Genomic DNA, 19484 nt, shown 5'->3' with positions numbered 1-19484 from the left:
CTATGACATGACAGGGAGACATGGGATGAGCGGTCCGTTTGACGTCGTCACCTTTGGTGAGGCGATGCTGTTGTTGGTGGCGGCTCAGCCTGGGCCCTTGGAAACCGTCGAGAGCTTTCACAAGCGCACGGCGGGGGCCGAGACCAATGTGGCCATCGGCTTGGCCCGCCTGGGCTTGCAAGTGGCCTGGGCTAGCCGGTTGGGACAGGATTCCATGGGGCGCTATCTGCTCGACAGCATCCGCCGCGAAGGCGTGGACTGTTCCCAGGCGGCATTGGTACCCGGCGCACGCACTGGCATGATGTTCAAAGGCCAGGTGACGGACGGCAGCGATCCGCCGATCGAATATCACCGGGCGGGTTCGGCCGCCAGCGCCATGGGGCCGGAAGACATTGATCAGCCCTGGCTGGTGTCGGCGCGCCATCTGCATGCCACGGGTGTATTCGCCGGGGTGTCCGCTGCCAGTTTCGCCTTGTCCCGGCAGGCCATGACCTGGATGCGCGGCGCTGGTCGTACCGTGTCCTTCGATCCGAATCTGCGACCTACGCTGTGGGCCTCCACCGAAGCCATGCGGGCCGGTATCAATGCGCTGGCGGCTCTGGCGGATTGGGTGCTGCCGGGGATCGAGGAGGGCCGTTTGTTGACCGGTTGTCAGAGCCCGGAAGACATTGCCCGTTTTTACCTCGGCCAGGGCGCCCAGGTAGTCGTCGTCAAACTGGGCGCCGAAGGCGCATATTTCGATGATGGGCGGAATCGGGGGCGTGTGCCTGCCAGCCCGGTAGCCCGGATCGTGGATACGGTGGGGGCGGGCGACGGCTTTGCCGTAGGGGTCATCAGCGGCCTGTTGGAAGGCCTGCCGCTGGACCGCGCCGTGGCTCGCGGCGCCTGGATCGGCGCGCGGGCCGTGCAGGTCAGCGGGGATACCGAAGGTTTGCCGATGCGGGCGGAACTCGTCGCGGCGGGTGTGTAAGGCGGAATGTCTGGTGCATCTGCCGAGGACCGATTGCCGCCGGCTTGTGCTCAGCTGACCAAGGCGCACGCCTGCCGGGCCAGCTGCGTGATGGCGTCCCATTCCTGATTCGCTACCGCCTGCGCGGGCGTCAGCCAGGAACCGCCTACGCAGCCCACATTGGGCAGGGTCAGGTAGCTGGCGGCGTTGCCCGCATGGATGCCGCCCGTGGGGCAGAACATCAGCTCGGGCAGGGGGCCGTGCCAGGATTTCAGCAGGGCGGCGCCGCCAACGGCTTCTGCGGGAAACAGTTTCTGCACGGTAAAGCCCCATTCGGCGGCCTGCATGGCCTCGGATGCGGTGGCTACGCCGGGCAGAAAGGGAATGCCGGCTGACCGGGCTGCTTGGGCCAATGTGCTGGTCAGCCCGGGGCTGACGCCGAAGCTCGCACCTGCTTGTAAGGCATCGTCCAGCTGCCGGGGCGTACGGACGGTCCCCACACCCACCAGCGCATCGGGAACCTGATCCCGAATGGCGCGGATGGCGTCCAGGGCCGCGGGCGAGCGCAGCGTGATTTCCAGGGACCGGATACCGCCGGCCACCAGTGCCTGGGCCAGCGCCACCGCTGATTCCGTGTCCTGAATGACGATCACCGGCATGACCGGGCTGTGTGTGAGAAGTTCCAGTGCGTTCATTCGGGGCCCTGTGAGTGGCGGATCAGAAAAGGCAGGTCAGTCGGATGCCGGACCCGCAGCCATTGAATGTAGCTATTCTACATAATGTGAGGGAAATAAGACGTTATTACATGGTTTTTGATCTATTTACTACTTTTCCAGTCGCAGGGCGGCTCGGCTAAAATTCGCCTCTATGAAGCCTTCCCTGATTGCCATCGTGCCGGCTGCCGGCATCGGCGCCCGTGCGGGCTGCGCCGACGGCGTGCCCAAGCAATACCGCCTGCTGCAAGGCGAACCCATGCTGCGCCGGGCCGTTCTGGCCTTGCTGGCCGATCCGCGGGTGGCGGAAGTCCGGGTCGCTGTGGCGGCGGATGACCCTTGGGTGGCGCAGGCTTTAGCGGGTTTGCCGCGCACCGTGTGGCGGCCTTGCGGCGGGCCGACGCGGGCCGCGACCGTGCGGGCGGCGCTGCAGGATGCCGGCTTGGCGCCGGGCGTCTGGGTGCTGGTTCATGATGCGGCGCGCCCCGGCTTGCCGGCGTCGGTGCTGGCGCAGCTGATCGATACCTGCCTGTGGCAGGATCGGGGCGGTTTGCTGGCCCTGCCTGTGGCCGATACTGTCAAATGTGCGATGCCCGTGGCGTCGTCGGCCAGGCAGGACACAGCATCATCCCCGCCGCCGCTGGATGCCGTCGAGCGAACCTTGCCGCGAGACCGCCTGTGGCTGGCGCAGACGCCGCAGATGTTTCGCGCCGGGGCGCTGATCGCCGCGCTGGATGCTTGCGCGACCGATGACCGGGTAACTGACGAGGCATCTGCGGTGGAACTGTCGGGCGGTCTTCCGCCCTTGCTGGTGCCGGGCAGTCGCAGAAACGACAAACTGACCTGGCCCGAGGATTTCGAGTGGTTCGAGTCCTGCTTGCGAGGGCAAGCGGAATAAGGTTGAACCTCCTCTTCAAAAAGTAATTCAACTACTTTTGATTAATAGAATTCATTCTTCTTAAGAAAAATGTAGTTTAGCTAGAAATACGCCTATACTGGTCTCCCACGCCTTTTCAGGAGACCGTCGTGATCCCGCATCCTACCGTCCAGTTCGTTACCGACCGCATCATCGAGCGCAGCCGCGCCACACGGGAACGCTATCTCGAGCGCACCCGAGAGGCTTATGGGCATCGCACTCAGCGCAGCATCCTGGGCTGTACGAATCTGGCCCATGCCGTGGCGGCTGAACCGGTAGACAGCAAATCCCGCCTGGCGGCGACCGAGCGTCCTAATCTGGCGATCGTGTCGGCCTACAACGACATGCTGTCGGCGCACCAGCCGCTGGGGCGTTATCCAGACTGGATCAAGCAGGCCGCCTTCGGGGCAGGGGGCAGCGCCCAGTTCGCAGGCGGCGTTCCGGCGATGTGCGACGGCATTACCCAAGGCCAGGCGGGCATGGAATTGAGTCTGTTTTCGCGGGACGTCATCGCCATGTCCACTGCGATTGCGCTCAGCCATCAGATGTTCGATGCGGCTGTCTGTCTGGGTGTGTGCGACAAGATTGTGCCGGGGCTGCTGATCGGCGCGCTGACGTTCGGCCATCTGCCGGTTGTGTTCGTTCCCGCCGGCCCCATGCCCTCGGGGATTTCCAACGATGAAAAGGCCAAGGTCCGCCAACGGTACGCCAAAGGCGAGGTGGATCGCGCGGCGCTGCTGGAATCCGAACTGCGCGCCTATCATGCGCCCGGCACCTGCACGTTTTATGGCACGGCCAATTCCAATCAGATGCTGATGGAGATCATGGGCCTGCACCTGCCGGGGGCGTCGTTCGTGCCGCCCGGCACGGCGCTGCGGGAAGCCCTGACCCGCGAGGCCGCCCGGCACGCCCTGGGGCTGGCCGCCGGAGGGGATCATTTCACGCCGATCGCCGACATCATCAGCGAACGCACGCTGGTCAACGGCATCGTCGGCCTGCTGGCGACGGGAGGTTCCACCAACCACACCATGCATCTGGTGGCGGTGGCCAGGGCCGCCGGGATTTTGATCGACTGGAATGATTTTTCCGAACTGTCGGCGGTGGTGCCGCTGCTGGCCCGCGTCTATCCCAATGGGGCGGCGGATGTGAACCAGTTTCATGCGGCCGGGGGGATGGCCTTCCTGATCCGCGGCCTGCGTCAGGGGGGGCTGCTGCACGAGGACGTCGTCACCATCATGGGCCGCGGCCTGGATGCCTATGTGAAAGTCCCTGTGCTGCGTGATCGGCAGTTGGCCTGGGAGGACGGGCCGCAGACATCGGCAGATGTGTCGGTGCTGCGCGGCCCGGACGATCCTTTCAGCCCGGATGGCGGTCTGAAGCTGCTGCGTGGCAATCTGGGCCGTGCGGTGATCAAGTCATCCGCCGTGGCGCCCGAGCATCAGGTGGTCGAAGCGCCCGCCCGTGTCTTCGACAGCCAGACGGCGTTGTTGGACGCGTTTCAGCGCGGAGAACTGGAACAGGATTTTGTTGCCGTGGTGCGCTTTCAAGGGCCGCAAGCCAACGGCATGCCGGAATTGCACAAGCTGACCCCGGCGCTGTCCGTCTTGCAGTCCATGGGGCATCATGTCGCACTCGTGACGGATGGCCGCATGTCCGGCGCGTCGGGCAAGATTCCCGCCGCGATTCATGTGTCGCCCGAGGCGGGCGCCGGCGGCCCGCTGGCGCGGGTGCGGGATGGCGATCTGATCCGGGTCGATGCGCGAACCGGCACGCTGGATGTCCTGGGCGATCCCGCCTGGCAGGATCGGGAAGCTGCAGCGCCTGATCGCCACGCATCGTCCTGGGGGGTAGGTCGGGAACTGTTTAGCGTTGCACGCGCCCATGCCGTGGGCGCTGAACAGGGGGCCTGCTTCTTTCAGTGGTCCTGATAGGCAGCCAGGCCGGGATCTGCCGCTTGCAACTAAGGGGCAGCCTGGTCCGGCTCGGGGCACCAGTGCAGTCCGGCGCGGGCGGCGCTGGCCGCCAGCACCACGCCGATCGGCGGCCTGGACGGCCCCGCCAACAGGGCCTGCTCCAGCACCCGGCGTTTGGCGGCGCCTGCGATGGCGACATAGATGCGTTCTGCCTGGACAATGGCGCTCAGGTTCAAGGTCAGGCGGCGCCAGGGGGATGAAACCGGCTGGACGGCCAGATAGGCTGGCGGCTGTTTCAGGTCCAGCGCCTGATCCAGTGCCGGGTCGTCGGGGAACAGGGATGCGGTATGCCCGTCCGCGCCCATGCCCAGCACCAGCACGTCCAGAGCGGCCGGCGGGTCGATCGGACCCGGCTTGGGGGGTGAAAAGCGCGCCAGGGCGGCGGCCCGATGCAGCAGATGCTGCCGGATCAGGGCCTCGTTGCTGTCCGGCGATGTGGGCGGGACGCAGCGTTCATCCACCAGCATGACCGTGATGTCGGACCAGGGCAGCGGGCTGCGGGACAGGGCCTCCAGCAGCGGCACAGGCGAGCGTCCGCCCGAGACCGCCAGGCGGGCGGTGCCGCGCTGATGCAGCGCAACCCGCAGATCGCGGGTGATGAGCTGCGCCAATGCGTGGGCCTGTTCCTGCGGGGATGCCGTCAGGTGCCAGATGGGCAGGGTCATAGACCGGATTCCTGTGCTTGGCGGGTCAGGGCGCGGGCGGCGCCCAGCAAGGCGGGGTGTCGAGCCTGGATGACCAGGGTCGGGATCTGGCTCAGGTAGCCTTGAAAGCGGCCTTTGTCCTCGAACCGGGTGCGGAAGGGGGATTGGTCGAAAAACCGCCCCAGCTTGGGGACGATGCCGCCGCCGATATACAAGCCGCCTTGGGCGCCCAGGATCAGGGCCAGGTTGGCGGCCACCGTGCCCAGGAAGGCGCACAGGCTGTTCAGTGACTGGACGCAGAGTGCGTCGCTGCCTTGCAGCGCCTGCTCGCTGATCCGGGCAGCGCTCAGGGGGGCGACGGTACGACCGGCCAGGGATGCGTGGGCCAGGTACAGGTTTTCCAGGCCCTGGCCGGAGATCAGCCGTTCGGCGGAGACGTGTCCGTAGGCGTTGCCCACCCAATCGATCAGGGCGGCTTCTTCGCGGTTGCTGGCCGCCAGCGTGATGTGTCCGCCTTCGCCTGCCAGCGGCGTGTAGTCGCCTTGACAGGGAATCAGGCCGGAAATACCCAGACCCGTACCGGGGCCGACCAGGCCGATGGCGGCGCCGCTGCGCGCCGCGCCGTCGCCCACCTGGCGTACATCGCCGGGGAGCAGGGCGGGGATGGCCATGGCCAGGGCGGTGAAGTCGTTGACCACTTGCAGCACATCCAGCCCCAGGGCGTCACGCAGGGCCGCAATCGAGAATTGCCAGTGATGATTGGTCATGCGCACCAGATCGCCCGACACCGGATTGGCGATGCCGAAGGCGCACCAGCGGGGCGCCGGCAGGCGCGTGTCCGCCAGGTAAGCGGCAATGGCTTCGGCGGGCCCCGGATAGTCTGCACAGGCCAGCGTCTGGGCGGCCACCATCGGCTGGCCCGCTCCCAGGATCATGGCGAATCGGGCATTGGTGCCGCCGATGTCTCCGACGAGACGCGGATAGGAGGTGTCGGGAGAGGTGGATAAAACAGTATGCATCATGGTGTGGTCAGGGTTTCAGGGTCCAGGCCGGTGTGCCAATACAGGCCGTGGCGGGCCAGCATGGCTTCGGCGGCTGCTGGCCCCCAGGAACCGCTGGCGTAGGGTTGGACGGGCTGGTCGATGTGGTTCCAGGCGTGCAGAATGGGCTCGACCCAGCGCCAGGCGGCTTCCTGCTCGTCGCGGCGCACGAATAGCGTCAGCTTGCCTTTCAGGATGTCGCTGATCAGCCGTTCGTAGGCGTCCTGCTGGCGGTGCTGAAAGGATTTGGCGTAGTCCAGGTTCAGCGCCACGGGCTGCAGGCGCATGCCGTCGCCGGCGGATTTGGCCATCAGGTGCAGCGTCATGGTTTCCTGTGGCTGCATGCGGATCACCAGGCGGTTGGCCTGCAGTCCGGCCACGGGGGTGTCGAAAATCGACGTGGGCACGTCGCGGAAGGTCACGACGATTTCCGCTAGGCGTCGGCTCAGGCGTTTGCCGGTGCGCAGAAAAAACGGCACTCCAGCCCAGCGCCAGTTGTTGATGCGAGCGGTCAGCGCGACGTAGGTCTCGACGGGACTGGCCGGCCTGACGCCGGCTTCATCCCGATACGCGGTCTGGGTGGTGTCGCCCAGATATTGGCCGCGCACGGTGTGGGTCAGCACTGCGGAATCCTGCAGGGGTTCCAGGGCGGCCAGCACTTTGAGCTTTTCGTCACGCACGGCGTCGGCTTGGGTGCTGGGGGGCGGTTCCATGGCAAGAATGGCCAGCAACTGCAGCAGGTGGCTTTGCACCATATCGCGCAGGGCGCCCGTATTGTCATAGAAATTGCCGCGGGTGCCGATGCCTTCCTGCTCGGCCACCGTGATCTGGACGTCGCGCACCCATTCGCGGCGCCACAGCGGTTCGAGCAGCACATTGCCAAAGCGCAGCGCCAGCAGATTCTGCACGGATTCCTTGCCCAGGTAGTGATCGACACGGTAGATCTGCTGTTCCTGGAAGTATCCGCCGATTTCATTATTGATGGCTTGGGACGAGCCCAGGTCGTGGCCCAGCGGCTTTTCGACGGCGATCCGGCTGTCCGGGCGGATCAGGTCATGCGTGTGCAAGCCTTTGCAGATTGCCGCAAACAGGGATGGAGCCGTAGAGAGATAGAACACGCGCGGCCTGCCGGTCGTCAGCCGGGATGCCAGGGCGGCGAAGGCCGCCGGTTGGCGGGCGTCCAGCGAGACGTAGTGCAGCCGTTTTTCAAAAGCGGTCCATACGTCTGGCGGACTGTCTGGATGCGGCAGTGTCTGGGACAGGCTGCGGCGGTAGGCGTCGTCGTCGCCGGGGCTGTGCGCGACGGAAAAAATCCGCGTGTGCGGCCCCAGCAATCCCTGGCTGTGCAGGCTCAGCAAGGCTGGCAGCAGCTTGCGCCGGGCCAGATCGCCCGTGCCGCCGAAGAGGATGAAATCAGTGTCAGGAGAACCGTTCATGATAGGAGCCGCTCCCTGGAGCGAAGATCAGTGGATAAAGTCGTCAGGTCTTTATTATGTAGTAAAAATACATTTATATCGAGTGGCAATTTCCCAGGGTTTTATGAAGATAGTAAGGATTATTAGGGATATCCATAGGTACTGGCGGTTCAAAAAATCATTAATATGTAGTCAAACTAAATTCCTTAAACGGAGGAGTCCTATGAAATTCAAGATGCAAGCCCTGCGTATCAGCATCCTGGGATGCCTGCTGCTCGGCGGCACGGCGGCCAGCGCCACCAATATCGAAGTGCTGCACTGGTGGACTTCCGGCGGCGAGGCCAAGGCCGCCGCCCAACTGAAATCCATCATGGAATCCAAGGGCTATACCTGGAAGGATTTCGCCGTTGCCGGTGGCGGGGGCGAAAACGCCATGACGGTGCTGAAAACCCGTGTCGTGTCGGGGGATCCCCCGGCTGCCGCCCAGATCAAAGGGCCCAGCATCCAGGAATGGGGTGCGGAAGGCGTACTGCTGAATCTGGATCCGGTGGCCAAGATCGAAAAATGGGACCATATGCTGCCCAAGGCGGTGGCCGACATCATGAAATATGACGGCCACTATGTGGCTGTGCCGGTCAATGTGCATCGGGTCAATTGGATGTGGGTCAACCCGGCCGTCTTCAAAGCCGCAGGCGTAGAAGTCCCGCGCACCTGGGATGAATTTCCCGCAGCCGCAAAGAAAATTCGCGCGGCCGGCTATATTCCCCTGGCCCACGGCGGTCAGCCATGGCAGGACTTCACCGTCTTTGAATCGGTCGTGCTGGGGGTGGGTGGTGCAGACTTCTACCGTCAGTCCATGGTCAAGCTCGATCAGCAGGCTTTGCGCAGCGACACCATGAAGCGCGCTTTTCAGGTGTTCGGGTCCTTGCGGGCGGATATCGATCCGGATTCCCCCAATCGCGACTGGAATCAGGCGACCAATATGGTGATCAACGGCAAGGCGGCCATGCAGCTGATGGGCGACTGGGCCAAGGGTGAGTTCACCCAGGCGGGCAAGGCGCCGGGCAAGGATTATGAATGCGTGGCGGCGCCGGGGTCCCAGGGCTCATTTACCTTCAACGTCGACAGCCTGGTGATGTTCAAGCAGGATGTCCCTGACGTCACAAAGGGGCAACAGGTGCTGGCGTCCGCCGTGCTCAGTCCGGCGTTCCAAAAGGTCTTCAATCTGGCCAAAGGATCGATCCCCGTGCGTACGGACATGGATCTGACCGGATTTGACGCCTGCGCCCTGAAATCAGCCCAAGACTTCCAAGAAGCCGCCAAGGCCGGCACGCTGGTGCCCAGCATCGCTCACCAGATGGCCGTACCGGCCGCCACAACGGGCGCCATGCAGGATGTCGTGACCCAGTTCTTCAATGCAGCGGATGCCTCGGTAGACACGGCAGTGGAACAACTGGCCCGTGCGGCTCAGGTTCAATAAGGTCAAGGGCATGGAACGAAGTTTGGACATGGCAGCAGACGCCCGGCATTCGCTGGGCGGCAGGCGGGTGCTGGCCCGCCTGGGGCAAGGCCTGGAAACCTGGATGCCCCGGCTGGTGCTGTCGCCCAGCATCGTCATCATGCTGCTGTTCATCTACGGCTACATGCTGTGGACCGTGGTGCTGTCCTTGACGCCCTCGCGGCTGTTGCCACGCTATGACTTCGCAGGGCTGGCGCAGTACGTGGCGCTGTTCAGCAATGATCGCTGGTGGCTGGCCCTGAAAAACCTGGCAATTTTCGGCGGCTTGTTCGTCGGTCTGTGCCTGGCGGTGGGGCTGCTGCTGGCCATTTTCCTGGATCAGCGCATCCGTGCCGAAGGCGCCATCCGCGCCATCTATATGTATCCGATGGCCTTGTCGTTCATTGTGACAGGCACGGCCTGGCGCTGGATGCTGAATCCGGATCTGGGGCTGCAGCACGTGGTGCGGGATCTGGGCTGGACGTCCTTTCGCTTTGATTGGCTGGTGGACCCGGATCGGGCGATCTACACCGTGGTGATCGCTGCCGTCTGGCAGTCATCAGGGTTCGTGATGGCGCTGTTTCTGGCCGGTCTGCGCGGGATGGACGAATCCATCATCCGGGCCGCCCGGGTGGATGGCGCGTCCATGCCCACCATCTACCGCAGGATCGTGCTGCCCAGTCTGCGGCCCGTATTCTTTTCCTCGCTCATGATTCTGATGCACATCGCCATCAAAAGCTTCGACCTGGTGGTCGCACTGACCAATGGCGGGCCGGGGCTGGCAACCGATCTACCGGCCGTCTTCATGTATACCTTTGCCTTTACCCGCAACCAGATCGGACTGGGCGCCGCCAGCGCGGTCATGATGCTGGCGACGGTAGCGGCGATTCTGGTGCCCTTGATCTATTCCGAATTGCGGAGGCCCGTCCATGGCTGATGTCGCGCATGTCGGGGCTGTTCGTTCGCCCTGGTCCGCCCGTTGGGGGCGCTGGCTGATCTACGGTCTGCTGGGGCTGGTCTGTCTGTATTACCTGGCGCCGCTGTACGTGATGATCGTCACATCTTTCAAAAGCCTGGCGGAAATCCGGACCGGCAATCTGCTGGCCCTGCCATCCGACCCGACGCTGGAGCCCTGGTCCAAGGCCTGGTCCTCGGCCTGTACAGGCGTGCGTTGCCAGGGCCTGCAGGGCTATTTCTGGAATTCCGTGCGGTTTGCAGTGCCTGCTGTGCTGATTTCGACCGCCATCGGCGCGCTGAATGGCTATGTGCTGACGAAATGGCGCTTTCGTGGCAGCAATCTGTTTTTCGGCATGCTGCTGATCGGCTGCTTCATTCCTTTTCAGGTCATTCTGCTGCCCATGGCCCGCACGCTGGGCACGCTGGGCATCGCCAGCAGCCTGACGGGGCTGGTGTTCGTGCACGTGGTGTATGGCATTGCATTCACGACGCTGTTTTTTCGTAATTACTATGTGGCCGTTCCCGATGACCTGGTCAAGGTCGCCCGTATCGACGGAGCCGGTTTCTGGCGGATTTTCTTCTCGATCATCCTGCCTTTGTCCGGGCCGATCATCGTGGTCAGCATCATCTGGCAGTTCACCCAGGTCTGGAATGATTTTCTGTTCGGGGTGGTTTTTTCGTCCGGTGAACGCCAGCCGCTGATGGTGGCGCTGAACAATCTGGTCAATACGTCCACCGGGGTCAAGGAATACAACGTCGATATGGCGGGCGCGATCTTTGCCGCGCTGCCGACCTTGCTGGTGTATGTCGTGGCGGGGAAGTATTTCGTGCGCGGCCTGACCGCCGGCGCAGTCAAAGGCTAAGCCTTACAAGGGAGAGCTGGTGTGGGTTCCTTATCCATCCGCAATGTGCGCAAGATTTATCACGGCAACGAGATCCTGAAAGGGATCGATCTGGATGTCCAGGATGGGGAGTTTCTGATCCTGGTGGGGCCGTCGGGTTGCGGCAAATCGACATTGTTGTCCATGATCGCCGGCCTGGACCCCGTGGACGAGGGCGATATCCTGATCGGCGGGCAGCGCGTCAATGATCTGGGTCCCAAGGACCGGGACATCGCCATGATGTTCCAGTCCTACGCCCTGTACCCCAATATGTCGGTGGCCCGCAATATTTCCTTTGGCCTGGAAATCCGCAAGGTGCCGCGCGCCGAGCGCGAACGCATCGTTCAGGACGTGGCGCGTATCCTGCAGATCGATCATCTGCTGGACCGCCGCCCCTCGCAGCTGTCGGGCGGGCAGCGTCAGCGCGTCGCCATGGGCCGCGCCATCGCCCGCGCCCCCAGCCTGTTTCTGTTCGACGAGCCTCTGTCCAATCTGGACGCCCGTTTGCGCATCGAGATGCGGCTTGAAATCAAGCGCCTGCATCAGCGCATGGGCACCACGATCGTGTATGTGACGCATGATCAGATCGAGGCCATGACGCTGGGCGATAAAATCGCCGTCATGAAGGGCGGCGAGGTCCAGCAGTTCGGCACGCCGCAGGATATCTACGACAATCCCGCCAATCGTTTCGTGGCGGAATTCATGGGTTCTCCTACCATGAATCTGATCGATACCCGGATCGAGGCGCAGGACGGAAAGCTGGGCGTGCGGCTGGATGCCGACGGCGGCAATTACTGGATGCCGGTGGCGCCGCAGGCCCAGGACCAGCTGGCGTCCAAGGCTGGGCAGTCTGTCTTGCTGGGTATCCGGCCGGAACAGATCACCCATGCCCGTCATGATGACCCCCATTCGGTGGCGCGTCTGCAGGTTGTGCTGACCGAACCCACCGGCCCCGATACGATGGTGCTGGTGTCGATCAATGGCCAGGACGTGACTTGCCGGGTGCATCCGGATCATGCCGTCGCACCGGGCGCGTCCATGGCTTTGCAATTCGATCTGTCCAAGGCGGTGTATTTCGATCAGGCCAGCGGCTTGCGCGTGGCATGAGCGCCGCTGATCCGGGGCCTGCCGCATCGCCGGAATCCGCCGCGCCGCATCCCGGCGGGGTTCGGCTGCTGGCCGACATCGGAGTGACGCATGCGCGTTTTGCCCTGGAATCCGCCCCCTTGCAGCTGGAACAAAGCGCCACCCTGAATTGCCGGGACTACGACAGTCTGCTGGCGGTGGTGACGGCCTATCTGGATGGTATCCAAGGGGCGCGGCCGCGTCATGCCGTGATCGCCATCGCCAATCCGGTGCAGGGCGACGATGTCCGCATGACCAACCGCGACTGGCATTTTTCCATTGAAGCCACCCGTCGGGCGCTTGGCCTGGACATGCTGCTGGTCGTCAATGACTTCACGGCCATGGCCATGTCCCTGCCCCGTTTGGGGCGGGCTGACCGCTTGCGGATCGGCACGGGCAGCGATCCGCAGCCGGGCGTCATCGGGCTGATCGGGCCGGGGTCCGGGCTGGGCGTATCCGGTCTGATTCCGGCCGCGGACCATTGGGTGACGCTGGGCAGCGAGGGTGGGCACGTCAGTTTTGCGCCGGGCAATCCGCGTGAACTGACGATTCTGCAGCATGCCTGGACGCTGTTTGGTCACGTCTCGACGGAACGCCTGCTGTCAGGGCCTGGTTTGGAGCTGATCTGGCAGGTGTTGGCCGGACAGGCGGCGCCCGCCGCCGCTCCCAAGGCTGCCGACATCGTTGCTCAGGCCTTGGCAGGGCAGGCGCTGGCCGTCGATGTCGTGGATACGTTCTGCGGCATGCTGGGTTCGGCGGCGGCCGATCTGGCATTGACCTTGGGGGCTTCGGGGGGCATCTACATCGGCGGGGGGCTGGTCCCGCAACTGGGCAAGCGTCTGGCGCAGTCGCCGTTTCGAGAGCGCTTCGAGGACAAGGGGCGCTTTAGCGCCTACGTGCGGCAGATTCCGACCTATCTCGTCCTTAGCCAGGATCTCAGCTTGAAGGGGGTGTCGGCGATCCTGGATCAGCAATTGCGCTTGCTGCGCGGCGATGCCGTATTGCTGGATCGGATCCGAGGGGCGCTGCCGGGCATGAGCCCCGCAGGCAAGCGGGTCGCTCAATTGTTGTTGGCGCAACCGCATGGTTTCGTGCAGGACCCGATTGCCACGATTGCGCGCAATGCGGGCGTCAGCCAGCCGACGGTCATCCGGTTCTGCCGCGCGCTGGGCTTTCCCGGCCTGCTGGATTTCAAGCGCAAACTGGCGTCCGGTCTCAGCAGTTCCATTCCCCTGCAGCATAGTCAGGTCAAAGCCAGCGACCGGATGCCCGATCTCTCGGCCAAGGTGCTGGACAATACGGCATCGGCGATTTTGCGCTTGCGCGATACGGTGGATGCTCAGGCGGTCGGCCAGGCCATCCGTCTGTTGCGGGCGGCGGACCGGATCGAGATTTTCGGCGCCGATGGCGCGGGGATCGTGGGCTTGGATGGGCAGGACAAGTTCTTGCGACTGGGCATTCCAGCCGCCACGTATCCCAGCGCCCGGCTGGAACAGGCGGCGGCCCGAGCATTGACTGCACAGGCTGTCGTCGTGGCGATTTCGGAAATGGGGGATCAGACGGATCTGTTGGCAGCCGTGAGCATCGCCCGTGACTGTGCGGCGCCGGTCATCGCCATCACGCGGGCGGATTCGCCGCTGGCGCAAAGCGCCGATGTCTGCCTGGCAGTGGATTCCGTCGCAAATGACACGGCGCAGTTATCCATGGTGCCGCGTATTCTGCAGCTGCTGATGCTGGACGTGATGGCAGTAGGGGTGGACATGGCGGCACGCCGGCCGAAGCCGGCGCCACATCCCGGCTAAAATCATCTGCTGACATTCAGCAGAGACGACAATGACACATCGCTTTCCTTTTCGGGTGGGGCAGGGCCATGATCTGCATGCGCTGGTCGCAGGCCGCCCCCTGATCATCGGCGGAGTGACGATTCCCTACGATCGCGGACTGGCCGGCCATTCGGATGCCGACGTGCTGCTGCACGCCGTGACGGACGCCGTGTTGGGCGCTGCCGGCCTGGGGGATATCGGACGCCATTTTTCCGACCGGGACCCTCGTTGGGCCGGCGCCGACAGCCGCTTGTTTTTGCGCGAAGCCGCGCGCATGGCGCGCGAGGCAGGGTGGGGCGTGGTCAATGTGGATGCCACCGTCCATGCCCAGGCGCCTAAAATCGGTCCGCATGCCATGGCGATGGCGGCCTGCATCGCCCAGGATCTGGGCATTGGACCAGATGATGTCAATATCAAGGCCAAGACCAACGAAGGTCTGGGCTATCTGGGACGCGGGGAAGGCATCGCCGCGAGCGCAGTGGTGTTGCTGGCAGCGGCTTGATGCGTGCGCATCCCCGGCCGGAAGATCGCGGCCGGAGATGCGCGGTAGCGGCCTGCTAGAGCGTGGCGCCGCCTAGTGTGCGATTGCAGGCGCACAGGCCATCCGTCAGCAGCGCATCCAGGATACGCAGGGTTTCTTCGGGGCTGCGGCCGACTTTGAAATTATTCACCGAGACGTGCTGGATCAGGTTGTCCGGATCGACGATGAAGGTCGCCCGCAGGGATACGCCTTCGGATTTTTCGCGGATGCCCAGTTGGTCGATCAGCGCCCCTGCCGTGTCGCCGAACTGGTAGTGGTTCAGCTTGCTGAGCTCGGGGTTCTCGCGCCGCCAGGCCAGTTTGACGTATTCGTTGTCGGTGGACCCCCCCATCAGCACGGCCTCGCGTTCTTCGAACGCATCCGCCAGGGCGTTGAAGCCGATGATCTCGGTCGGGCAGACCTGGGTGAAGTCCTTGGGGTAGAAGTAGATGACCTTCCATTTGCCGGGGAAGGATGATTCGGTGATGTCCTCGAAGGCTGAAACGCCGTTTTCCTCGTGCTGATTGAATCCGGGTTTGACGCCGGTGACGCGGAAGGCCTCGAGCTTGTCGCCTATGGTTTTCATCGGGGCTCCTGAGTGAAAGGACGGCCAATCGGGCCGCCCTGTCATTCTACGCCATGGCCTTGTCGGCGGGCCGCACCTTGGTCTTGGGGATTTCGATACGTGCCAACAGGCCTTGCGCAGGCTGGGAAATCAGCTCGAATTTACCGCCTACCTGACCCAGCAGGCGTTCGACGATGGACAGGCCCAGCCCGGCGCCGCTGACGCCGGTGCGCGCCGATTCACCCCGCGCAAAGGGGCGCAGCAGCCGCTGCACGTCGGCATGGGGAATGCCGACGCCTTGATCTTGCACCTCGATGCGCAGGAGATTGCCGATCTGGTAGGCCCGCAGCGTGATGCGGGCGCGGCCATCGCTGGCGCTGCGGCCGTAACGGCGGGCATTTTCAATCAGATTGCTGACGATGCGTTTCAGGTCGTTGGCGCTGATCCGCGCCTGCAGCCCAGGTTCGATGCCGGCCTGCAGTTCGCCGCCCAGGGATTCGGTGTGGCTGCGTTCGCGTTCCAGCAGATCCTGGAGCACCCGGGAGACGTCGATGCCGGTCTCGGGGACCTGGCCGGCCGGGCGGGCGTATTCCATCAGCTGGCCGATACTGTGATTGATCTGCGCCAGATCATCGTCGATGGCCTGCCTGGCCTCGTCGCTCATGTGGCTCATTTCGATTTCCAGGCGGATACGGGCCAGCGGGGTGCGCAGATCGTGCGAGATCCCTGCCAGCATGATTTCCCGATCCGCTTCATTTTGGCGCAGGTCGCGGGCCATGCGATTGAACGCGATGTTCATGTCGCGGATTTCCAGCGGCCCTTTTTCCAGCAGCGGGGTGGGGGTTTCCCCCCGCGCCAGTTGCTGGGCGACCTTGGCCAATTGTGCCAGGGGATGATTGATGAAGCGCACGCTGATGGCAGCCCCCAGCAGCGCCAGCATCAGGGATGCGGCAATCCAGCCCAGCCATTCGCGGCCTGTGGTCAGCCGCAGCTGGTCGCGGTCGAACACCAGCCAGTAGAGCGTGTTGTCGATGTGGAAACTGATCCAGATGCCTGGCACCTGATTGACCGCCCACATCATGGCGGTTTGCGAACCCAGGCGGTTGCGGAGTTCCGTCGAGACGTTGTCCCAGTAGGTGGTATGCGGCAGGGGTTCCAGCACGTCCGTGGCCTCACGGGGCTGCACCCGCAGGCTTTCTTTGGTGGCCAGGTCCAGCAGCAAGGCCGGGCGTACCTTTTGCGGCGCATAGACCAGGGCGGAGCGCGTGATGCTGACCGTGGTGGCGATGCGCTGGGCCAGCTGCATGGCGCGGGGGCCTTCTTCGATGTTGAAGACGATCTGCAGCCAAGCGCCCAGGCTGATCATCATCAGCAGGGCGATCAGCAGGAAGGATCGGGTGAACAACCCCAGGCGCAACCGGGGCAGGATGCTGCGCCAAAGCCGTTTGATGAGCGTCATGACAAGAGAGGGAGCCTGCGAGGACTGGCCTCGCAGGCGACGGGACGATTATTGGCCGCCGTCAGGGACGAAGACATAACCCAGCCCCCAGACCGTCTGGATGAAAACCGGTTTGGAGGGGTTGGGTTCGATGAGTTTGCGCAGACGTGAGATCTGGACATCCAGGCTGCGGTCAAAGGCCTCGTATTCGCGGCCTCGGGCCAGTTCCATCAGCTTGTCGCGGGACAGGGGGACTTTGGGGTGGCGCGCAAAGACTTTCAGCACGGAGAATTCGCCGGTGGTGATGGGGACGGATTCGCCGTGTTTCATCAGTGTGCGGGTGGACAGATTCAGCACGTAGGGGCCGAATTCGACGGACTCGTTTTCCTGACTGGGAGCGCCAGGGTGTTCTTCGGTGCCTCGGCGGCGCAGGATTGCATTGACGCGAGCCAGCAGTTCACGAGGATTGAAGGGTTTGGTCAGATAGTCGTCGGCGCCCATTTCCAGGCCGACGATGCGGTCGATTTCCTCGGCCTTGGCGGTCAGCATGATAATGGGTGTATTGTCGTGGTTTCCCCGCAGGCGGCGGCAGATCGACAGGCCGTCTTCTCCGGGAAGCATCAGGTCGAGCACCAGCAAGTCGAAGTGTTCCCGCTGCCAGAGCTTGGCCATCTCTTTTGCGTCTTCGGCGACGTAGACATTGAACCCCTGTTCGGACAGATAACGCCGCAGCAGGTCGCGCAGACGGGGATCGTCATCGACGATCAGGATCTTGCGTGTGAGGGTCTGGTTATGTGTGTTCATGAGGAAAATGTAACAGGGTCAAGAAAGCAGTGCCAGCGCTTATCACAACAAATTACACAATAAGCGTTTGGTTGTCATGTAGGGTGCGCGACCGGCTGAAGACAGAGGCGCATAGCCGGATTCAGCAAGAAACGCTCCTCCATTAAAATAGCAGCGCCATGGACAATTTTCACATTCTAGCGTTTGAAACATCAAGCACTCTTTGCAGTGTCGCGCTGTTGTCGCAGACGGCGGGGCGTGTGCGCCTGCGCACGGCGCAGCACGAGGGGCGGCAGGAGCATGCCGAGCGCATCCTGCCGCTGGCTTGGCAATTGCTGTCCGAAGCCGGCCTGAGCCGCACCGACCTGTCGGCAGTGGCTTTTGGCCAGGGGCCAGGGGGCTTTACCGGCCTGCGGGTGGCTTGCGGGGTCTCGCAGGGCTTGGCCGTGGCGCTGGATATCCCGGTGCTGCCGGTGGATTCTCTGCATGCCGTGGCGTTTCAGCAGGCGGGGGAAGATCCGCCGGGCGTGCATGTCGTCCTGCAGGATGCCCGGATGAACGAAATCTATGCCGCCGCCTATCGATGTGCCGATGGCCAGTGGACGACGCTGCAGGCCCCGGCCCTGATCGCCCGGGCCGACGTGACGGCCTGGATTGCCGACGAATCAGCCGCCTGGATCATGCAGGCCGGCAGCCGTTGGTCGGTGCATGGCGATGCCTTGGCGGCGTTCGAGGGCCTGGCGGATGAATTGCAGGCCTTGGGGGCGACGGTCGAGACGGCAGGCGATGAGCCGGCTCGCGCGCATGCGGCGACCGTGGCCCGCCTGGCGGCTCTTGCCTGGCAGCAGGGGCAGAGGCTGGATGCGGCGCTGGCAGCGCCGGCCTATGTGCGCGACAAGGTCGCCTACACCACAGTTGAACGGGCCCAGGGGCTGGGCGGCAACCCGCAGGCCGATGCGGCGCACTGGTCCGTGCATGATATGGGCATGACGGATCTGGACGAGGTCGCCGCCATCGAACGGCAGGTCCAGTCCTTTCCCTGGACGCGGCAGAATTTCGTCGATGGGCTGGCCGCCGGCTACCGGGGGTGGGTGGTGCGCCGCCTGGGGTCCATGCTGGGGTTTGCCCTGGTCATGGATACGCCGGATATGGCGCATCTGCTGGTCATCGGCGTGCGTCCCGATAGCCAGCGCCGGGGCGTGGGCGCGGATCTGCTGCGCTGCTGTGCGGCGCATTGCCATCAGGCAGGTTTGCCGGCGCTGACCCTGGAGGTGCGCCCCAGCAATACCCGGGCGATCACGTTTTATCAGCAGCATGGCTTTCGCCAGCTGGGCCTGAGGCGCGGTTATTATCCGGCGGCCCATGGCGTGCGCGAGGACGCCTGGATCATGACCTTGACCTTCCAGGAGACGCCGGCATGAAGCCCCAGCTGCGCCCCGTCCAGGCTGCCTGGCTGGCGGAAATCGGGCTCGATCTGCATTGGGTCCGGATTCAGCCTATCGCCGCCCCCGACGTCGTCCAAGAGCCGATTGCACCGCCGGCGCACGCCAAGGCTGCGCCGCCTGCTGCGCCCGCCGTCCGTGCACCCGCGCCGGACCAGCCTGCCGTGCGCCCGCGCTCGACACCGGCGCCCGACACGGTTCCCCTGGTGGCGCCCGTGGTGGATGACGCAGATATGGCCGCCTTGGCCGAGGTCATCCGTGGCTGTCAGCAATGCGCCCGGCATCAGCAACGCTTGCGTGCCGTGCCGGGTTCCGGCCAGGCGGAGCGCCCCTATTATCTGATCGTGGCGGAGCAGCCGGGCATTGACGACGAAGTCGCCGGCCAGCCTTTCCAGGGGGATTCAGGCCGTTTGCTGACCGCGATGCTGGCCGCCGTGCGTCTGCCGCATGCGGATGCCCGCTATGGCACCTATGTGGTGAAATGCCGGGCGCCGGGCGGACACGAGCCCGATCCGGCGGAAGTCGCCGCGTGCATCCCTTATCTGCGTCGCGAGATCGCCCTGGTGCAGCCGCACTGGATCTTGGCCTTGGGGCGCGTGGCGGCCCAGGCCGTGCTGGGCGGTTCGGCCGACCTGGACGCCTTGCGTGGCATGGCGCACCGCTATCAGCCGGACAGCGGCCCGGCCATCCCGGTCTGGGTCACGCATCAGCCCGCGTCGCTATTGGTCCGGTCTTCCTTGAAGGCCGAGGCCTGGCGCGATCTGGCGGGTTTGGCGCAGACGGTGCGCGCTGAATAGCATCA

General features: G+C 64.1%; 18 protein-coding genes. 11 read left to right on the top strand and 7 right to left on the bottom strand.

The annotated features are described in order from the left end of the window. Positions 1-25 precede the first annotated feature (25 nt). The gene (locus VDP79_RS03365) at positions 26-970 is read left to right on the top strand and encodes a sugar kinase (RefSeq protein WP_323016816.1); all 945 of its coding nucleotides are present in this window, start codon (positions 26-28) and stop codon (positions 968-970) included. Between the two features lie 50 nt (positions 971-1020). Here VDP79_RS03365 and eda read toward each other — a convergent pair whose 3' ends face one another. Beyond that, positions 1021-1644 carry a bifunctional 4-hydroxy-2-oxoglutarate aldolase/2-dehydro-3-deoxy-phosphogluconate aldolase gene (eda, locus tag VDP79_RS03360; protein ID WP_323016815.1) on the bottom strand — a complete coding sequence of 208 codons (624 nt, stop codon included), beginning with the start codon at positions 1642-1644 and terminating at the stop codon, positions 1021-1023. Between the two features lie 172 nt (positions 1645-1816). Between eda and VDP79_RS03355 the strand changes: the two genes are divergently transcribed. Both VDP79_RS03355 and edd read left to right on the top strand, forming a co-directional pair. Then, positions 1817-2560: a 2-C-methyl-D-erythritol 4-phosphate cytidylyltransferase gene (locus tag VDP79_RS03355; RefSeq protein ID WP_323016814.1), complete on the top strand. Its 744-nt coding sequence runs from the start codon at positions 1817-1819 to the stop codon at positions 2558-2560. 128 nt (positions 2561-2688) lie between these two features. Further along, positions 2689-4506, top strand: a complete 1818-nt coding sequence (gene edd / locus VDP79_RS03350) for a phosphogluconate dehydratase (RefSeq protein WP_416233035.1) — start codon at positions 2689-2691, stop codon at positions 4504-4506. Between the two features lie 32 nt (positions 4507-4538). Here edd and VDP79_RS03345 read toward each other — a convergent pair whose 3' ends face one another. Genes VDP79_RS03345 through zwf form a run of 3 tightly spaced genes read right to left on the bottom strand, consistent with a single transcriptional unit; the run spans position 4539 to position 7671 of the window. Then, on the bottom strand, positions 4539-5216 hold the full coding sequence (locus VDP79_RS03345) for a 6-phosphogluconolactonase (RefSeq protein WP_323016813.1): 678 nt from the start codon (positions 5214-5216) through the stop codon (positions 4539-4541). Then, entirely contained in the window at positions 5213-6217 is a 1005-nt protein-coding gene (locus VDP79_RS03340; RefSeq protein WP_323016812.1) for a glucokinase, read from the bottom strand. The genes VDP79_RS03345 and VDP79_RS03340 overlap by 4 nt, the downstream gene beginning before the upstream one ends. Beyond that, positions 6214-7671, bottom strand: a complete 1458-nt coding sequence (gene zwf / locus VDP79_RS03335) for a glucose-6-phosphate dehydrogenase (RefSeq protein ID WP_323016811.1) — start codon at positions 7669-7671, stop codon at positions 6214-6216. Before zwf ends, VDP79_RS03340 begins: the two co-directional genes overlap by 4 nt. A 202-nt stretch (positions 7672-7873) precedes the next feature. On the opposite strand from zwf, the gene VDP79_RS03330 reads away from it, so the two are divergent. The 6 genes from VDP79_RS03330 to ispF all read left to right on the top strand — a co-directional run bounded on the left by VDP79_RS03330 (position 7874) and on the right by ispF (position 14436). Further along, positions 7874-9130, top strand: a complete 1257-nt coding sequence (locus VDP79_RS03330; protein WP_323016810.1) for an ABC transporter substrate-binding protein — start codon at positions 7874-7876, stop codon at positions 9128-9130. A gap of 103 nt (positions 9131-9233) precedes the next feature. Next, positions 9234-10085: a sugar ABC transporter permease gene (locus VDP79_RS03325; protein ID WP_323017005.1), complete on the top strand. Its 852-nt coding sequence runs from the start codon at positions 9234-9236 to the stop codon at positions 10083-10085. Then, positions 10078-10968 (top strand): carbohydrate ABC transporter permease, encoded by an 891-nt coding sequence (locus VDP79_RS03320; RefSeq protein ID WP_323016809.1) that lies wholly within the window; start codon positions 10078-10080, stop codon positions 10966-10968. The genes VDP79_RS03325 and VDP79_RS03320 overlap by 8 nt, the downstream gene beginning before the upstream one ends. A 21-nt stretch (positions 10969-10989) precedes the next feature. Further along, positions 10990-12093, top strand: coding sequence for a sn-glycerol-3-phosphate ABC transporter ATP-binding protein UgpC (locus VDP79_RS03315; RefSeq protein ID WP_323016808.1), 1104 nt, complete (start codon positions 10990-10992; stop codon positions 12091-12093). Then, positions 12090-13913 (top strand): glucokinase, encoded by a 1824-nt coding sequence (gene glk, locus VDP79_RS03310; protein ID WP_323016807.1) that lies wholly within the window; start codon positions 12090-12092, stop codon positions 13911-13913. The genes VDP79_RS03315 and glk overlap by 4 nt, the downstream gene beginning before the upstream one ends. A 31-nt stretch (positions 13914-13944) precedes the next feature. Then, positions 13945-14436, top strand: coding sequence for a 2-C-methyl-D-erythritol 2,4-cyclodiphosphate synthase (ispF, locus tag VDP79_RS03305; protein ID WP_323016806.1), 492 nt, complete (start codon positions 13945-13947; stop codon positions 14434-14436). 55 nt (positions 14437-14491) lie between these two features. Here the strand turns inward: ispF and VDP79_RS03300 are convergent, their stop codons facing one another. From VDP79_RS03300 to ompR, 3 genes are read right to left on the bottom strand one after another with little or no spacing between them, the layout of a single operon-like run. Then, complete coding sequence (locus VDP79_RS03300; RefSeq protein ID WP_323016805.1) at positions 14492-15040, bottom strand: peroxiredoxin; 549 nt, start codon at positions 15038-15040, stop codon at positions 14492-14494. Positions 15041-15086: 46 nt separating this feature from the next. Further along, complete coding sequence (locus tag VDP79_RS03295; RefSeq protein ID WP_323016804.1) at positions 15087-16478, bottom strand: ATP-binding protein; 1392 nt, start codon at positions 16476-16478, stop codon at positions 15087-15089. Positions 16479-16526: 48 nt separating this feature from the next. Continuing rightward, entirely contained in the window at positions 16527-17261 is a 735-nt protein-coding gene (gene ompR / locus VDP79_RS03290) for a two-component system response regulator OmpR (RefSeq protein ID WP_323016803.1), read from the bottom strand. A gap of 158 nt (positions 17262-17419) precedes the next feature. Between ompR and tsaB the strand changes: the two genes are divergently transcribed. Both tsaB and VDP79_RS03280 read left to right on the top strand, forming a co-directional pair. Continuing rightward, entirely contained in the window at positions 17420-18661 is a 1242-nt protein-coding gene (tsaB, locus tag VDP79_RS03285) for a tRNA (adenosine(37)-N6)-threonylcarbamoyltransferase complex dimerization subunit type 1 TsaB (protein WP_323016802.1), read from the top strand. Then, the gene (locus VDP79_RS03280; protein ID WP_323016801.1) at positions 18658-19479 is read left to right on the top strand and encodes a uracil-DNA glycosylase; all 822 of its coding nucleotides are present in this window, start codon (positions 18658-18660) and stop codon (positions 19477-19479) included. The genes tsaB and VDP79_RS03280 overlap by 4 nt, the downstream gene beginning before the upstream one ends. The last annotated feature ends 5 nt before the right edge of the window (positions 19480-19484 follow it).

The organism is Castellaniella sp., from assembly GCF_034675905.1.
Classification (GTDB): Bacteria; Pseudomonadota; Gammaproteobacteria; order Burkholderiales; family Burkholderiaceae_B; genus Castellaniella.
Note: the sequence above shows the minus strand (reverse complement) of the source record. Positions and strands in the feature narration are given on the sequence as shown.

What these genes read in the sequence shown, in the direction of transcription:
- VDP79_RS03365 (WP_323016816.1), top strand. Translation starts at nt 26, where the DNA reads ATGAGCGGTCCGTTTGACGTCGTCACCTTTGGTGAGGCGATGCTGTTG.
- eda (WP_323016815.1), bottom strand. Translation starts at nt 1,644, where the DNA reads ATGAACGCACTGGAACTTCTCACACACAGCCCGGTCATGCCGGTGATC.
- VDP79_RS03355 (WP_323016814.1), top strand. Translation starts at nt 1,817, where the DNA reads ATGAAGCCTTCCCTGATTGCCATCGTGCCGGCTGCCGGCATCGGCGCC.
- VDP79_RS03345 (WP_323016813.1), bottom strand. Translation starts at nt 5,216, where the DNA reads ATGACCCTGCCCATCTGGCACCTGACGGCATCCCCGCAGGAACAGGCC.
- VDP79_RS03340 (WP_323016812.1), bottom strand. Translation starts at nt 6,217, where the DNA reads ATGATGCATACTGTTTTATCCACCTCTCCCGACACCTCCTATCCGCGT.
- zwf (WP_323016811.1), bottom strand. Translation starts at nt 7,671, where the DNA reads ATGAACGGTTCTCCTGACACTGATTTCATCCTCTTCGGCGGCACGGGC.
- VDP79_RS03330 (WP_323016810.1), top strand. Translation starts at nt 7,874, where the DNA reads ATGAAATTCAAGATGCAAGCCCTGCGTATCAGCATCCTGGGATGCCTG.
- VDP79_RS03325 (WP_323017005.1), top strand. Translation starts at nt 9,234, where the DNA reads ATGCCCCGGCTGGTGCTGTCGCCCAGCATCGTCATCATGCTGCTGTTC.
- VDP79_RS03320 (WP_323016809.1), top strand. Translation starts at nt 10,078, where the DNA reads ATGGCTGATGTCGCGCATGTCGGGGCTGTTCGTTCGCCCTGGTCCGCC.
- glk (WP_323016807.1), top strand. Translation starts at nt 12,090, where the DNA reads ATGAGCGCCGCTGATCCGGGGCCTGCCGCATCGCCGGAATCCGCCGCG.
- ispF (WP_323016806.1), top strand. Translation starts at nt 13,945, where the DNA reads ATGACACATCGCTTTCCTTTTCGGGTGGGGCAGGGCCATGATCTGCAT.
- VDP79_RS03300 (WP_323016805.1), bottom strand. Translation starts at nt 15,040, where the DNA reads ATGAAAACCATAGGCGACAAGCTCGAGGCCTTCCGCGTCACCGGCGTC.
- VDP79_RS03295 (WP_323016804.1), bottom strand. Translation starts at nt 16,478, where the DNA reads ATGACGCTCATCAAACGGCTTTGGCGCAGCATCCTGCCCCGGTTGCGC.
- ompR (WP_323016803.1), bottom strand. Translation starts at nt 17,261, where the DNA reads ATGAACACACATAACCAGACCCTCACACGCAAGATCCTGATCGTCGAT.
- tsaB (WP_323016802.1), top strand. Translation starts at nt 17,420, where the DNA reads ATGGACAATTTTCACATTCTAGCGTTTGAAACATCAAGCACTCTTTGC.
- VDP79_RS03280 (WP_323016801.1), top strand. Translation starts at nt 18,658, where the DNA reads ATGAAGCCCCAGCTGCGCCCCGTCCAGGCTGCCTGGCTGGCGGAAATC.